The organism is Nocardia sp. NPDC003183 (genome assembly GCF_053590715.1).
Window position 1 is genome coordinate 147,490 of the sequence record NZ_JBSFTG010000005.1, and the last position, 13,876, is coordinate 161,365.

Annotated in this window: 14 protein-coding genes and 1 pseudogene; 8 read left to right on the top strand and 7 right to left on the bottom strand. The window is 63.9% G+C overall.

Going from position 1 to position 13,876, the window contains the following annotated elements:
- Positions 1–60: 60 nt before the first annotated feature.
- Positions 61–1,116, bottom strand: coding sequence for a uroporphyrinogen decarboxylase (gene hemE, locus ACWDXS_RS19005; protein ID WP_387442553.1), 1,056 nt, complete (start codon positions 1,114–1,116; stop codon positions 61–63).
- A gap of 317 nt (positions 1,117–1,433) precedes the next feature.
- Here hemE and ACWDXS_RS19010 point away from each other — a divergent pair, with 317 nt between their 5' ends.
- Positions 1,434–1,985, top strand: coding sequence for a DUF3000 domain-containing protein (locus ACWDXS_RS19010; RefSeq protein WP_378989124.1), 552 nt, complete (start codon positions 1,434–1,436; stop codon positions 1,983–1,985).
- 22 nt (positions 1,986–2,007) lie between these two features.
- Positions 2,008–3,258: an HRDC domain-containing protein gene (locus ACWDXS_RS19015; RefSeq protein ID WP_449967272.1), complete on the top strand. Its 1,251-nt coding sequence runs from the start codon at positions 2,008–2,010 to the stop codon at positions 3,256–3,258.
- A 250-nt stretch (positions 3,259–3,508) separates the two neighbouring features.
- On the opposite strand, the gene ACWDXS_RS19020 is transcribed toward ACWDXS_RS19015, so the two are convergent.
- The 3 genes from ACWDXS_RS19020 to ACWDXS_RS19030 are packed head-to-tail and all read right to left on the bottom strand — an operon-like array spanning position 3,509 to position 7,198.
- Positions 3,509–3,994, bottom strand: coding sequence for a hypothetical protein (locus tag ACWDXS_RS19020; RefSeq protein WP_449967275.1), 486 nt, complete (start codon positions 3,992–3,994; stop codon positions 3,509–3,511).
- Between the two features lie 52 nt (positions 3,995–4,046).
- Positions 4,047–4,391 (bottom strand): hypothetical protein, encoded by a 345-nt coding sequence (locus ACWDXS_RS19025; RefSeq protein WP_449967278.1) that lies wholly within the window; start codon positions 4,389–4,391, stop codon positions 4,047–4,049.
- The gene (locus tag ACWDXS_RS19030) at positions 4,385–7,198 is read right to left on the bottom strand and encodes an RHS repeat-associated core domain-containing protein (RefSeq protein WP_449967482.1); all 2,814 of its coding nucleotides are present in this window, start codon (positions 7,196–7,198) and stop codon (positions 4,385–4,387) included. The genes ACWDXS_RS19025 and ACWDXS_RS19030 overlap by 7 nt, the downstream gene beginning before the upstream one ends.
- A 3-nt stretch (positions 7,199–7,201) precedes the next feature.
- On the opposite strand from ACWDXS_RS19030, the gene ACWDXS_RS19035 reads away from it, so the two are divergent.
- Entirely contained in the window at positions 7,202–7,558 is a 357-nt protein-coding gene (locus ACWDXS_RS19035; RefSeq protein ID WP_449967517.1) for a hypothetical protein, read from the top strand.
- Positions 7,559–7,654: 96 nt separating this feature from the next.
- Here ACWDXS_RS19035 and ACWDXS_RS19040 read toward each other — a convergent pair.
- Positions 7,655–7,849: pseudogene (locus tag ACWDXS_RS19040) on the bottom strand (DUF6531 domain-containing protein); the annotation flags it as partial.
- A gap of 79 nt (positions 7,850–7,928) precedes the next feature.
- On the opposite strand from ACWDXS_RS19040, the gene ACWDXS_RS19045 reads away from it, so the two are divergent.
- Positions 7,929–8,495, top strand: coding sequence for a hypothetical protein (locus ACWDXS_RS19045; RefSeq protein WP_449967520.1), 567 nt, complete (start codon positions 7,929–7,931; stop codon positions 8,493–8,495).
- Between the two features lie 391 nt (positions 8,496–8,886).
- Here the strand turns inward: ACWDXS_RS19045 and ACWDXS_RS19050 are convergent, their stop codons facing one another.
- Positions 8,887–9,261 carry a type VII secretion target gene (locus ACWDXS_RS19050; protein ID WP_449967281.1) on the bottom strand — a complete coding sequence of 125 codons (375 nt, stop codon included), beginning with the start codon at positions 9,259–9,261 and terminating at the stop codon, positions 8,887–8,889.
- Positions 9,262–9,742: 481 nt separating this feature from the next.
- Between ACWDXS_RS19050 and ACWDXS_RS19055 the strand changes: the two genes are divergently transcribed.
- From ACWDXS_RS19055 to ACWDXS_RS19070, 4 genes are all read left to right on the top strand, one after another.
- On the top strand, positions 9,743–10,300 hold the full coding sequence (locus ACWDXS_RS19055) for a DUF3558 domain-containing protein (RefSeq protein WP_449967284.1): 558 nt from the start codon (positions 9,743–9,745) through the stop codon (positions 10,298–10,300).
- Between the two features lie 24 nt (positions 10,301–10,324).
- Positions 10,325–10,717 carry a hypothetical protein gene (locus ACWDXS_RS19060; RefSeq protein ID WP_449967287.1) on the top strand — a complete coding sequence of 131 codons (393 nt, stop codon included), beginning with the start codon at positions 10,325–10,327 and terminating at the stop codon, positions 10,715–10,717.
- Between the two features lie 152 nt (positions 10,718–10,869).
- Positions 10,870–12,015 carry a hypothetical protein gene (locus tag ACWDXS_RS19065; RefSeq protein WP_449967290.1) on the top strand — a complete coding sequence of 382 codons (1,146 nt, stop codon included), beginning with the start codon at positions 10,870–10,872 and terminating at the stop codon, positions 12,013–12,015.
- Entirely contained in the window at positions 12,012–12,776 is a 765-nt protein-coding gene (locus tag ACWDXS_RS19070) for an ESX secretion-associated protein EspG (RefSeq protein WP_449967293.1), read from the top strand. The genes ACWDXS_RS19065 and ACWDXS_RS19070 overlap by 4 nt, the downstream gene beginning before the upstream one ends.
- A gap of 45 nt (positions 12,777–12,821) precedes the next feature.
- On the opposite strand, the gene ACWDXS_RS19075 is transcribed toward ACWDXS_RS19070, so the two are convergent.
- Positions 12,822–13,874: an ABC transporter substrate-binding protein gene (locus tag ACWDXS_RS19075; protein WP_387442533.1), complete on the bottom strand. Its 1,053-nt coding sequence runs from the start codon at positions 13,872–13,874 to the stop codon at positions 12,822–12,824.
- Between the last annotated feature and the right edge of the window lie 2 nt (positions 13,875–13,876).

Below are 13,876 nucleotides of genomic sequence, written 5' to 3' on the forward strand. Positions count from 1 at the left end.
TGCGACGCACCGGCTCCGATGTCGGCTGGGTCACCAGCGCGTCTGGTTCGTGAGCCGAAGCTACAGGGAGTGCACCAACTCGACCAGGGCGGTCAGCACACCGGGATCGGTGTCGGGCAGCACGCCGTGGCCCAGGTTGAAGATGTGCCCGGTCGCACCGAGCGTGATCGCCTCGTCGGCTTCGCGCACGATCCGCCGCGTCTCGGCCTCGACAGCGTCGAACCCGGCGAACAGGATCGCGGGATCCAGATTGCCCTGCAAGCCTTTTCCGGCACCGACCCGGCGCACCGCATCGGTGAGCGGCACCCGCCAGTCGACACCGACCACATCGGCACCGGCCTCACCCATGGCACCCAGCAGTTCGCCCGTGCCGACGCCGAAGTGAATGCGCGGCACCCCGGCCGAGGCCACCTCGGCGAACACCCGCTCCGAATGCGGCAGCACGTACTCGCGGTAGTCGGCCAGCGAGAGCGCGCCCGCCCAGGAATCGAACAGCTGCACCGCGTCGACCCCGGCCGCCAACTGGGCCTGCAGGAACGCGATGGTGATGTCGGTCAGGGCGCCGAGCAGGGCGTGCCAAGTCTTCGGGTCGGCGTGCATCATCGCCTTGGTGCGCTCGTGCTGCTTGCTCGGCCCACCTTCCACCAGGTAGGAGGCGAGGGTGAACGGGGCACCCGCGAAACCGATGAGCGGGGTGTCGCCGAGCGCGCCGGTGAGCAGTCGCACGCCTTCGGTGACCGCGCCGACCTCTTCGGGGCGCAGCCGCGGCAGCGCGCGCACGTCGGCTTCGGTGCGCACCGGGGAGGCGATGACCGGGCCGACACCGGGCACGATGTCGAGGTCGATCCCCGCGGCCTTGAGCGGAACGACGATGTCGGAGAACAGGATTGCCGCGTCGACGCCGTGGCGGCGGATCGGCTGCATGGTGATCTCACACACCAGCTCCGGGTCGAAACACGACTCGAGCATGCCGATGCCCTTGCGCAGTTCCCGGTACTCCGGCAGCGAACGGCCGGCCTGACGCATGAACCACACCGGGCGCCTGCTGGGCGTCGCGCCGGTGGCGGCGGCCAGGAAAGGGGCATCGGTCAACCGGCGGCGGGTGTAAGTGCTCATCGCCGTTCATCCTAAGCGCCGAGCCCGCGGGAACCTCACGCCCCGGCGGGTGTGGGACCGACCACACGTTCCACCGGTCGAGTCGTCGATACCCGCCGACCCCGCTCACATCGCACATCGTGCATCGCGCCGACGCCGAGAATGCACCCTACGCAACGCGACCCGCACGCAACGCGCACGGCGGCGCGCCTCCGACGGCGCCGGGCACCCACGGTCTACCGTTCCTCCTCGTGACACCGCTCGACATCCGCGACGGCGCCGCACCGACCGGGGGAACGCCCCGCGAGCCTGCTTCTTTTCGGGCGGCGGTCGATGCGATGGGCACCGCAACAGTGCACCCCCGAATCGAGCTGGCGCCGATCCGTCCCCCGCAACGGTTGGCGCCGTTCTCCTATGCGCTCGGGGCGGAGGTCATCCACCCCGACAGTCCGGTGGTGCCCACCGACTCCGAGGGCGACGCGTTCGGCAGGCTGATCCTGCTCCACGACCCCGACGGCGACGAGGCCTGGAACGGTGTGTTCCGGCTCGTCGCCTACATCCAGGCCGACATCGACGCCGCATTGGCCGCCGACCCCCTCTTACCCGAGGTGGCGTGGAGCTGGCTGGTCGACTCTCTCGAATCGCGCGGCGAAGCGTTCACCGCCCTGGGCGGCACGGTCACCGCGACCAGTTCGGTCCGCTACGGCGATATCGCGGGCCCACCCCGCGCGCACCAGCTCGAACTGCGCGCGTCGTGGACGGCCACGACCACCGAGATGCGCCGACACGTCGAGGCATTCTGCGAAGTGCTGGCCTTCGCCGCCGGGTTACCCCCCGCCGGGGTCACTCATTTACGACCGGAGTCCTATACCCGCACCGATCGCCCTTGATCGCCACGTAGAGTTCACGTTTATGTCGGTCGCCGAGGAACCCACCGCAGCAGAGCCCCTGCTCGCCCCTGCCGAGGGGGTTCCACCTGTGCTGGCGACCGCCGACGAGGTCGCCGCGGCCGCCAAAACCCTCGCCGCGGGCACCGGTCCCCTGGCTGTCGACGCCGAACGCGCGTCCGGTTTCCGCTATTCGGCCCGGGCGTACCTGATCCAGCTCCGCCGTGAGGGCGCGGGCTCGTTCCTCATCGACCCGATTCCCGTCACCGACGCGCTGACCCCGCTGGCCGAGGCGATCAACGACCTCGAATGGGTCCTGCACTCCGCCGACCAGGACCTGCCCGGCCTCGCCGAACTGGGTTTGCGCCCCGCCCGCCTGTTCGACACCGAACTCGGCGGCCGCATCGCCGGCTACGAACGCGTCGGCCTGGCCGCGATGGTCGAAAACCTCCTCGGCCGCTCCCTGCGCAAGGGCCACGGCGCCGCCGACTGGTCGAGCCGCCCGCTGCCCGACGAATGGCTCAACTACGCCGCCCTCGACGTCGAACTACTCCTCGAACTCCGCGACACCGTCGCCGCCGACCTCGAAGCCCAGGGCAAACTCGACTGGGCCGCAGAGGAATTCGAGCACGTCCGCACCATGGACCCGCCCGCTCCGAAAGCCGACCGCTGGCGCCGCACCTCCGGCATCCACACCCTGCGCCGCACCCGTCAACTGGCGATCGTGCGCGAACTGTGGACCACCCGCGACGAACTCGCCCGCGCCCGCGACGTCGCCCCCGCCCGCATCCTGCCCGACTCGGCCATCGTCACCGCCGCCACCAGCGAACCCCGCTCGATCGCCCAACTGCGCACCCTCCCCGTCTTCGGCGGCCCCCGCCAGCGCCGCTACTCGCGCGACTGGCTGGCCGCCGTCGAACGAGGCCGCACCCTCCCCGACAAGCAACTCCCCCCACTCACCCTCCCCTTCGACGGCCCGCCCCCGGTCAACCGCTGGGAACGCCGCGACCCCATCGCCGCCGCCCGCCTCACCACCGCCCGCGGCGCCATGGGCGAACTCTCCACCGAACACTCCATCCCGGTAGAGAACCTGCTGTCCCCCGAACTGGTCCGCCGTCTCTGCTGGGACGGGCTCCCCGACTACAAGAACGTCGGCACTCCCGAAGAGTTGTCCGCGAAGATCGACGCCTTCCTTCTCGCCGGCGGTGCGCGCCCCTGGCAGCGAACCCTCGCGGTTCCGGCGCTCACCACAGCGCTGACCCCGGCAGCCACCTGACACCGGCCTACAACAGTTCATTTCGAACCACGAAAGGTGCGGACGAATTCGACGAGGTCTTCGTCGGTGAGTCGCAGGTTCGCGCTGCTCAACGACTTCTGTTCTTTGCGCTGCGGGAAGATGGGGCGACACCCGCTGTCCACCGAGCCTTGACACCAACTTCGCTTCGCCTCACCTTCCCACGGCGAGAACATCCCGCGGAAGAATGCCGCGCTCCCGCTTGAGGCGATGGAATCCGTGACAGTGTGCTCTAAAAACGCTTCCGTCTATCATTGGATTTCTCACACTTGATGCCGAAGGATTTACGCCACACTTCGAATGAATCCATCTCCTTCTCCAAAAGGTTCAAGATTTTGCGATTTTCTTCAATGGCACCGACCCCGTGACCATGCAGAGCCTTTACGCTATCGCAGACAGCGCAAAGAAACTCCGACAATGGAGTGGAATCAATGATCTTCTTTCCCTGCTGGGTAGCTACACGGTTCTTCTGTAGGGAAAACTCGACTACAAACATAGAACCAAAGCCTTCAAATCGCCCATTTCCCTTTCCGCGACTGGCCAGTAAGCGAGCCTCAGAGAGGAGAGCAGCAGCGGAGGGATACACCATCAGACGTTGATCAGGGCGCTCGAGACCGCGAGTAGTAACCGATCCCGAGTTGCCCAGCACTTCCAGGTCGCCTAGTGAATATCCATCCTCTGGAGGGTCATCGCGGACCGTGAAAATGAACTCGACCATTGTTTGACTTCCCATGCATTGGAGACATCCGCGCCGTGCCCGTGTCGCCCACCTACAGTTTATCGAGGTGAACCAGAGCATCGCAGACTGCGGCGCGAAGTTGGTCCTCGGTGATATCCCCGTCTTCCCGATCCAAAGGATCGATCGGGTAATCTTCGAGCGCAAAGAAGACTCGATCCAGCAGGAATTCGAAAGGCGGTCGCACGCGCTCCTTTGCTTCCAGAGATCTACCCCGTGCGGCGTACCAGCTGCGCGCAAACTCTGCACCATCAATTTCGCAGCTGGCAAACCTTCTCATCAGTGCCAATTGATCGCCGATGCCCGAATTCGGTGACACATCCGGGGGGCGCTGCCAAGTGCGTTTGGGAAAATTCAATTCACCATTTCCGGCTACCATAGAAAACCCCTCTGAACGATACCTTCAAATTGCTGGTCTCCCAGCTTCCACGCCGACCAGAACTTGCCGTCAGATCGCAACATTACCATCTTGTTCGTATTGGGGTCGATGAATCCGACGGCCGTTCCTTGGTTTCTGTAATTGAAGCGGTAAATCTTCGTATCCGGAGCCGTCATGTGTTGCTTCATCGCTTCGACAAACGCCGCCTTATTGGCATTGTTCTTATTGCCGGTGAGGCCGAAATCTGAAGCATGCGCGTCATACTTCTTATCCAGAACTTTTTGACTACTGAAGTCCGCACGGTCCGCCCACGCACGCTTTGCGCAACCAACCGGCGCCAGCCCGAGCGGGTCGCACCAAGAAATTGGATTCCTGGGGTAAGAATTTGGGTTTTCAGCGGGTGGCAACCCCAGTGGATCCTGAGTCAGGAATCTGCCGACTTCTGGATCATAGAACCGGTGCAGATTGTAGTGGAGGCCGGATTCTGGATCGTATTGTTGGCCTTGGAATCGGTGGGGTGTGTCGAGACCTGCCCAGGTGGTCTGGCCCCAGAGAGCAGTGTTGGCTGTTGAGGTGATTCTGCCGGTGATGGGGTCGGCGAGATGGGTCGGGCTGCCTTCGAGGTTGGTGACTATTGCCCAGAATTGGTCGTCGACGGATTGAGTGAGAGGGATGTGGGTTGTTGGGTGGTTGGTCCATGTATGAGTTCGGGTACCGGCATGGTTGGTGGTCGACTGTTCGGTGAGATGTACTCCATCCCAAGTGAATTCAGTGAGAGTATTGCTGGTGTCGTTTCGTTTGCTGGTTCGCCGACCGAACGGGTCGTAGGTGTAGGACCAGGTGTTCTTGTCCGGGGTAACGACTTCGATCAGTTGGTCGAAGTCGTTGTACCGGTAATGCCAGACGGCGGGTTTACGGGAGATCCGGGTCTTCTCTTTGCGGGTGAGGCGACCGGCGGTGTCATAGTGGTAGCGGGTGCGTCCGGCGCGGACGAGGAGGTTGTTGCGGTACTCGAAGCGCTGGTCGGTCGGGAGTTCAGGTGTGTTCTGGTTGGTTGCGATGGGATCGGATGGTGCCGGTGATGCGGGGATCTCGGCGGTAGTGAGGTTCGACAGGGCGTCGTAGGTGTACTGCTCGGTGGCACCGGGGCTCGGGGTTGCGATGTGGGTGATGCGACCGATCGCATCGAGGGTGTAGTCGCGGCGCCGGCTTGCGGTGGGTGTCGTGGTGGTGTGGCTCGTGACGTACCCATCCGCACGCCAGGTGTAATCGTCGCGCTCGAGCAGTTGGATGGGCGCACTGGTGTGCGGATCGAGCTGTACGAGTTCGCGGCTGAGGGTGTATCCACCAGCGCTATAGGTGTTGTGCTGTCCGATACCAGCACTGTGCCAACTGTTTTCGCGTCCGATGCGGTCGTGGGTGAAGTCGAATCGGTGGCCGTTGGCGGTGAGGGTGGCGACCTGTCCGGTCGAAGTGTGTTCGTAGGTGGTCGACGCCGCACTCGGTGTTGTGTACCCGGTGCGGCGACCGTGACGGTCGTAGTCGTAGGTGGTGGCGCGCCCGTCGACGCGCTGGGTCAGTATCCGCCCGGCTGGCGAGTGGACAAAGGTGACCGAATGAATCGGGTCGTCGTGCACGCCATTTCTAGCGTTGATGAGCAGCCCGGTTGGGGTGTAGGTGTTGACAACCCATTCGCCCGTGTCTGTGCTGACGCCGATGAATCGGCCGAGAATATCGTAGGTGAGGCGACGTTGGACGCCGGTCGGTGTCGTGATGGTGGTGGGTCGGTTGAGCAGGTCGTGCTCGGTGTGGGTGACCGATCCGTTGTAGTCGGTTTCGGTGCAGACGTTGCCGGTCGGGTCGTATTCGTAGGTCCAGGTGTCCCCGATGGGGTTGGTGACCGAGGTGAGACGGCGCTCTGTGTCGTGGGTATAGGCGGTCACGGTGCCATCGGCGGTTTCGCGCGTGCTGACCACGTCGAAAGTGCCGTAGGTGTAGCGGGTGATCGCACCGATCTCGTTGGTGTGGGCCAGTAGGTTCGCCTCACCGTCATATGTCCATGACTGGGTGCTGCCGTCGGCATCGGTGTGCGAGAGCAGCTTTCCCTCGCCCGAGTAGTGGTTGGTGCTGGTATTGCCGAGAGGGTCGGTGATGGTCACGGGACGGCCGAACGTGTCACGTTCGACGATGGTGACCGCGTTGTTGGGCTCGATGATCCGGATCGGTAGGCCGGCGTCGTCGACGTCGATGCTGGTGGTGGCACCGGTCGAGAGCGTGATCGAGGCCGGTGCACCGCACCGATGATGGGTGTAAGCAGTGGTGACACCGTCCGCATCCGTGACGCTGGTGAGGTTGCCATGGTCGTCGTAGGTGCGGGTGGTGGTGGTGCCGTCGACGTCGGTGATCGTGGCCGGACGCCGTGGTGCGGTGTAGCTGATGCTGATGGTTTGTTGGTCGGGGCGTCGGACCAGGACCAGGTCGCCGTCGGGGTTGTAGAGGTAGACGGTGGTGTTGGCGTAGGCGTCGACGTGGCGGACTGGTTGGCGGTACTCGTTGTAGTCGGTGATCGAGGTGGCACCGCGTGGGTCGATCAGGTTGCGTAGGCAGAGGTCTTCGTCGAACTCGAAGGTGGTGGTGGCGCCGAGGGAGTTCGTGTGATGAGTGCGCGAGCGGCGGAAGTCGACAATCGCCTCATACGTGAAAGTCGCCGACAGGATGTTGTCGGTGCCGACCTGTTCGATGACCCGTCCGGATCGGTCGTAGGTGTTGCGCATTTCGGTGCCGCGGGAGTCGCGCCACGACAGCATCCGGTGTTCGTTGTCGTAGGCGAAGGTCGTGGTCGCGCCGACACCGTTGGTGACCGTGGTGAGATCACCTGCTGTGTAACCGAACTCGCGAACAGTCGTTTCCAGCGGTTCGCCGGTGGGGGTGGTGGCGAGGACGGTCAGGCCGGTGACGCGGTCGTCGGTGGTGTCGATGCGGACGCGGTATCCGCCGGTGTGGGTGACTTCGGTGGGTTGGCCGGTGCTGGTGTAGTGGAAGGTGATTCGGTTGTGGTGGTGGTCGGTGATCTCGGTGATCGGATAGGTGCCGAGTGCGGTTTCGGGCCCGTCCGCCACGGTCGGTCGGAATATGTAGGTGAGTTCGCGGTCTGGGTCGTGGACTGAGTATCCGCCGGTTTCGGTGCGGGTCATGGTCGCGCGGGTGCCCTGGTGGACCGGCCGGACTGGGACGTCGGGGGCGGTGTGGGGGAACTGCCACAGTTCGCCGTCGGGTCCGACGAACCGGACTCCGACCTGGTCGACTTCGACGCGCATGTCCAGGGTCGCGGCCCAGGAAGGCCCGAACCATCGGCCGAAGCGATACGACGAGCGGTGCCGGCGGGTCAACATCAGTGTCAGTACGCCGGGGAGTTCGATATCGGTTGCGGGGAGCAGGAATTCGCCGGTCGCGACGTCGACCGGGTCACCGCAGTCGGTGGTTTGTTTCGCGGTTTTGTTGAGGTCGGGTTTCTGCGAATCGGTTTGGTCGGGAAGCTTGCTGGTATCGCTCGGGGTGTTCGCGGGTTTCGTGCTGCCCGGGGTGTCGGGGTTGTCGGTGGTTTTGGACGGTGTGTCGGGTGTATTCGACGGATTCGTCGGTGTGTCAGGCTGTTTCGTAGTCGCCGGTGTTGTCGAGGTGTCGGTGTTCTTCGCGGCCGCGGGGCTCGTGGTGGTGGTGTCGGCGTTCTTCGAGGTCTTGGACGGGGTCTTCTTGAATGCCTTCGCGATATCACCGAATGCCGACTTCAACTGCTTGAGCAACGGCTTCAGCTTCGACATCGTCTTGGCCAACTTCGAAAACAACTTCGAAATCGTCGCCACAGTCTTCGCGATATACGCAGTCGCCTGGACCGCGACCAACGGAGTCGCCAACCCGACCGAGAACACCAACTCCGCCGCCCACACCGCAAGACGACCAACAGTCTGGGCTACCAAGTCACGCACGGTCTCGCGAACCGCGGCCACGATCCCACCCGCCATCCGGATCGCCGAAGCTGCCGCGGTCGCTGCGGTGTTGGCCGCAGTGAGCAAGTTGGTGGTGTTCGACGCCGCCGATTTGTAGGCGGTGGCGGTTTGACCAGTCCAATCCGCGACATCGGCTGTAACCGCGGCATTTTGGGCGGTCGCTACCTCGCTGATCCGGGCGGCAACGTTGTCCCAGGTCTTGGCATAAGCCTCGATCTGCGCGGGGTCACCCGCGATCCAATCCAGGGCATCCTGCAATGGTTGGCAGTGTTCGATCAGCCAACCCACGCCGTAACCGGCCAAGGTGCCGAGTGGGTCCACGACCAACGAAACCGCTTCGGCGCCGAGACCGACGACACCCAGACCTACTTCGATCCAGGAACCGCCCGAGATCGCGTCGGACAGGTCGGTGACCGAGCTGACCAAACTGATACCGGTAGACCAGTCGGTGGTGTCTTCCTTCGCCGCGATCAACGGGTTCGCGGCCATTACAAACCGGACTCTTGGGTCTTGAGCGCGGCGGCGTTGGTGGTGTCACGGGTCGTGAACGCATCAGCAACAGCAGTCAGGTTCGAACTGGTGTCACCGAAGGCATCGATCGCGGCCTGGATCGCGTCGATGCCATCGGTCTCTACCGAATCGACGAACAACGGACCGAGGAAGGCACACAGTTTCCCGAACGCATCCGAGGGGGCCGAGACGGCTTGGGCTGCCTCGAGGGCTTCGGTCAACCCTGAACCGGCTGAGGTGACGTTGGTGGCATGGGTTTTGATCTTGTCCGGGGAGATGCTGAGTTCCCCGCCTGCACTGGTCATATTTAGTGCCCCGCCCCTCGTGTGATGCCACCCCAGGTCGGCGGGCACACCCTGCCCGCGACCTGCGATGTCGAACCTGATCGAACAGGTCCTATGCACCGGAAATACCGGTACGTCAGACCTGCGGCACGCAGTGCCAATCGCCGAGCGTAGCGGATACGACAGGGTTGGTACGTGCGGTGAAATCGATGGAACCAGAAGGGGCTTCGGTGCGTCTAAGGGCGTGAAGGAGTGCCATCTCGTGGCCGATTGTGCGTGATGCGCAGGCCGTGAACGCGGATGCTCGACCACATGGCTCGCGGTCGCCGTGGGTTGCTGTCGAGGGTTGGCGGAACTCTGGCACGGCGGAAATTGTTGGGGTTGTGGAGGTTTCATGGGTTGAGGGTGCGGTGGGATGAATTGGGTGGGGTGGTGTCGTAGGCTGTGCAGAACGACGGGGTGGCCGGGTGCGGGGAGTATTCGGGGCTGCCGTGGGGTTGGTGCGGGCTCGGCCGGACGGTGTGGCTCGGTAATCGGGTGAAGACGGAGGATGCTCGTGCGGCGACGGTCTGTGGTGGTCAGCGCAGTGTTGTGTGGGGTGCTCGCGTTGGCGGGGTGTTCCAGCACCGAGAGTGGGAATGCTCAGCCGAGTGCGTCTGCAGATCTGTCAGCGGACACGGCGGCTCTGTGGGATCCGTGTTCACAGATCTCCGATTCGACCTTGGCTGGGTTGGGGCTGGATGTGGTGTCTGAACGCTCTGGCATCTTGGGGGCCGAAGAACCTGGATGGAAGATCTGCTTGTGGGACGAGGCCGAGTTCCCGCCGAACTACGGCGCCAGCGTGGCTACCACTGTCCATACTCTCGACGAGGTCCGGGCAAAGCCCAACAACATCGAATTCAAAGACGTCACTGTCGCCGGTCGCCAAGGCGTGCAGTTCCGGCAAAGCAACTATGACGCGGACGAAGAATGCAACTTCGTATTTCCGACATCGTCGGGATCTGCGCAATTTGGCATTATCAATACGACTTCAAAGTCGAAGACTGTAGCCCCCTGCGATCGGATTCGTCCAATCGCCGAGGCCGTCGTTCCAAATATTCCGAAGTAGGGCGCGAAAGAAGGGGGGTCGGCGATGGCTCCGACCGAGGAAAAAAGTCGTTGGCAGTTTCTCAACGAAGAGGCCAAGGCAGGGAGACTGTACTTGGACGCGTCAGTCGCCAAGAGTTGCCGAGACGCCAGCAACAAACAGATTGCGCTGTTCGGACAACTGAAGACCGACCTTCGAATGCTGTCGAGCGTGACCGGCTTGGGTCGCTTCAACTGCGCCGACGAACTCGCGAAGATGCTCGGGATGAAAGCTGTTGGCGGCGAGCGAGACTTCGATACCGCATTCAAGGAACACATCGAAGTCCTCGAGCTCATCCGCGACACAATCGAGATCTCGGTGAAGAAGTACGAAGACCAGCAAGTAGCCCAAGCGCAAGCGCTGACTTCACAGGGCGCCAACCTTCCCAGTGGTGGTTAAGAATGTCATTCTTGGACAATGTCGTCGGTAGGGCAGTCGTCAACTCCATTCCGGGAGGTAGCACATACCTCTCGTTGAAGGATTACGCTGACGGCAGCAAGCCGACCCGCTCGACGGACGAAAGCCCGGACGCGCATATCGCACGGAATCGGTTGGCGGAGTTGAAAAACGAATTCGACGGCGCCTATCAGAAGCCGCAGGTCGTCTCGTACGACGAACCGAGTCAGATGTCGGACCTGTACGAGCGGGTCTCCGCGATGTCGATGGCCGATGTCAACACGCTGCACACCCGCTGGGAGACCCTGCGCAACAAGCTCGAACAGGGTTTCAAGACCTACGACGCCGAAATCGGGAAAGCGATCGGGGAGAAGTGGACCGGTAACGCGGGAGCCAGCGCCGGTGCGGGCATCAAGGACTATGTCGAGAAGTCGGGAAACCTGCTGTCGTCGGCGCAGATGATGGCCGAGAAGGTGAAGGTGGTCGAGTCGGCCATGCAGATCGCCAAGGATCGGGTCCAGCCGCACGAAGGCTCCACGCTCAGCGGGATCGCGAGCTACATCCCCGGACCCACCTGGAAGATGGACAGCCACAACGCCGATACCGCGAAATCGGAAGGGGCGGAGGTGGTCAAGGGCATCTATTACGAGGCGATCAAGATCGCGGACACCGACGTCCCACTCGTCCCCCAGCCGTACAACCCCTTGGATACCGGCTCGAAGCCGGGCGATGACAACGGCAGCAAGAACGACACCACCGACAAGAAGTCGACCACGCAACAGCCCACCACCGAACAGCCCACGACCGAACAGCCGACCACCGAGACGCCGACGACGGAGGACCCCTCCGACGACGACACCGGCGACGACACGACACCGTCGAGCACGGAGCCTGCGGCGACGACACCGCAATCCACCGTGCCGACCACGCCGACTTCACCGACCGGCACCACTCCCGCGTCGACGACACCGATGGGGACCGGTGGTTCTCCGGGTGGCGGTTCGCCCGGTGCGGGGACACCGGGTTCCGGCGTGCCGGGAGCGGCCGTTCCGGGCACACCGGGTGGCGCGGCTGCGGGAAAGAGCGGTACCGGTGCAGGAGGGGCGGGTTCCGCCGGTTCGGGCCGCGGGATGTCGGGCATGGGCGGTATGGGTGCCGGTGGCGGGAAGGGCGGGAAGGGCGATGACGAGAAGGAATCCGGGACGAAGGACTATCTGATCAATCAGGAGAACGGTGAAGAACTCACGGGGCTCAGCGAGGATCAGCGGGCCAAGACGGTGCCACCGGTGATCGGCGCATGAGCCAGGGACAGTGGCAGTTCAGTGCGCTCGGGTTCACGGTGCTGTGGCGCGCGGCGGATCGCGATGTGCTCCCCTATCCGTTGCAGACGCAGGCGGACGCGGTGACCGTGGACGACTACGACCGGCTGTGGCAGGACGAGGCCCAGCGGATTCTGCCGATGTTCGACCACTCGCTGGACGCGGCGCTGCAAATTCTGCTCGAGCCGGAAGCGCGATTCGAGCTCGCCGGGTACGGCGACGGGGAGAAGTTGCGGTCGTTCGCGGCGGTGCGGGGGCAGCAGGCGGTGCTGGTGGAACAGCAGCGGGTGCCGCTCGACCACGAGGGCGGTGACATCCGGATGAGCATGCTCGAGATCGAACAGCTGCCCGACAAGCTCCTTGCCCGGCTGCCGAAGACGGGGGCGGCGGGCGGGGACGTGTTCTCGATGAACAGCAACGACTTCGACGAAGAAGCACCCTACGATCCGTGGGCGGCCGACCGGCGCACGCCGCAGCAGAAGGCGGATGATTTCTTCGGGCGGCCCCGGTCGACGCTGGTATACGTGGCGGGCTATCCGGGCGCCGCGACGGACAACCGGCCACAACCCGGACAGGGCTTCCACGTGATGGATTTCCCGGATGGGCGCTACCTGGTCACCGAACGAGGCTCTGTGATCGAGGCGCGACCGGGTGATACCGGCGATGCCCGAGGGTCGTTGGTGCGGTTGATGAAATCGGCCATCGCGATCTATCGCGAAGACAACGAACCCGCCTACCGATAGACACGCATCGACCCCTGCCATGAGTCACGGCAGGGGTCGATCGCGTTACTGGGCCGGGGTTCGATGCGCTTGTTCGACGAATTGGTTGGTGTAGGTGGCTTCGAGGTCGATGCGGTCCCGGACGGGGGCCACGTTGCGGGAGTATCGGCCCAGGATGCGAAGGACGTTCTGGGCGCCTTCGGGTTTCATCAGGCCGTCGCCGTTGAACATGCCGATCGAGTCGCGGATGGATTTCGCGTAGAGGGCGGGGTCGCTGCCGGCGTATTGGGACGGCATCTTCGCGGCGATCTCGTCGGGGTTGTGGGTGTCGATCCAGCGCAGCGTCTGCACGAAGGCGTTGGCCAGTTTCTGGACGATCTCCGGGTGCGCGGAAACGGTGTCGCACTTCATGTACAGCGATGAGGCAGGGTACAGGCCGCCGAGTGCGGCGCGGGTGCCTTCCTCGTTGCGCATGTCGGTGAGGATCTTCGCGTCACCGGACTGGACCATTTTCGCCACCGTGGGGTCGGTGGTCATGCCCGCGTCGATGCCGTCGTGGTTCATGCCCGCGATGAAGGTTTGTCCCGCACCGACTTTCACCCTGGTGTAGTCGGAGGTGCTCAGACCCTCCTGACCGGCCAGCGCCTGGGTGAGGAAGTCGGTCGACGAGCCGAGCGAGGTGACGCCGAGGTTGCGGCCGCGGAAGTCGGCGGGCGAGCGGATGGTGTCGGCGTCGGCGGTGGAGACCAGTTCCACTTCGCCTGGCACGTCGGCGAATTGGACCACGGTCTGCAGGCACTGGTCTTTGGCCTGGAGGTCGATGGTGTGGTCGTAGAAGCCGACCACGGCCTGGACGTCACCGGTGAGCAGGGCGGTTTCGGCGCTGGCGCCGGACTGTTCGCCGAGCAGCTTCACGTCGATGTCGTTGGCCTCGAACGCGCCGAGCTGCTGGGCGAGCATCGCCGGCAGGTAGATCACCTTCTCCAGACCGCCGACCATAATGGTGATCTGGGGTCTGCCGTCGGCCATCGGGATGGACCGCGAATCGCGGCATCCGGTGGCCAGCAGCAGCGAACTGATCGCGAGCAGCGCCAGTGCGAAGGGCTTGCGGTATCTCATCG

Excerpts from the sequence above, each read along its gene's own strand:
- ACWDXS_RS19075 (WP_387442533.1), bottom strand. The coding sequence starts at position 13,874 with ATGAGATACCGCAAGCCCTTCGCACTGGCGCTGCTCGCGATCAGTTCG.
- ACWDXS_RS19025 (WP_449967278.1), bottom strand. The coding sequence starts at position 4,391 with ATGGTAGCCGGAAATGGTGAATTGAATTTTCCCAAACGCACTTGGCAG.
- ACWDXS_RS19060 (WP_449967287.1), top strand. The coding sequence starts at position 10,325 with ATGGCTCCGACCGAGGAAAAAAGTCGTTGGCAGTTTCTCAACGAAGAG.
- ACWDXS_RS19010 (WP_378989124.1), top strand. The coding sequence starts at position 1,434 with ATGGGCACCGCAACAGTGCACCCCCGAATCGAGCTGGCGCCGATCCGT.
- ACWDXS_RS19030 (WP_449967482.1), bottom strand. The coding sequence starts at position 7,198 with ATGCTGTCGTGGCGCGACTCCCGCGGCACCGAAATGCGCAACACCTAC.
- hemE (WP_387442553.1), bottom strand. The coding sequence starts at position 1,116 with ATGAGCACTTACACCCGCCGCCGGTTGACCGATGCCCCTTTCCTGGCC.
- ACWDXS_RS19070 (WP_449967293.1), top strand. The coding sequence starts at position 12,012 with ATGAGCCAGGGACAGTGGCAGTTCAGTGCGCTCGGGTTCACGGTGCTG.
- ACWDXS_RS19020 (WP_449967275.1), bottom strand. The coding sequence starts at position 3,994 with ATGGTCGAGTTCATTTTCACGGTCCGCGATGACCCTCCAGAGGATGGA.
- ACWDXS_RS19015 (WP_449967272.1), top strand. The coding sequence starts at position 2,008 with ATGTCGGTCGCCGAGGAACCCACCGCAGCAGAGCCCCTGCTCGCCCCT.
- ACWDXS_RS19055 (WP_449967284.1), top strand. The coding sequence starts at position 9,743 with ATGCTCGTGCGGCGACGGTCTGTGGTGGTCAGCGCAGTGTTGTGTGGG.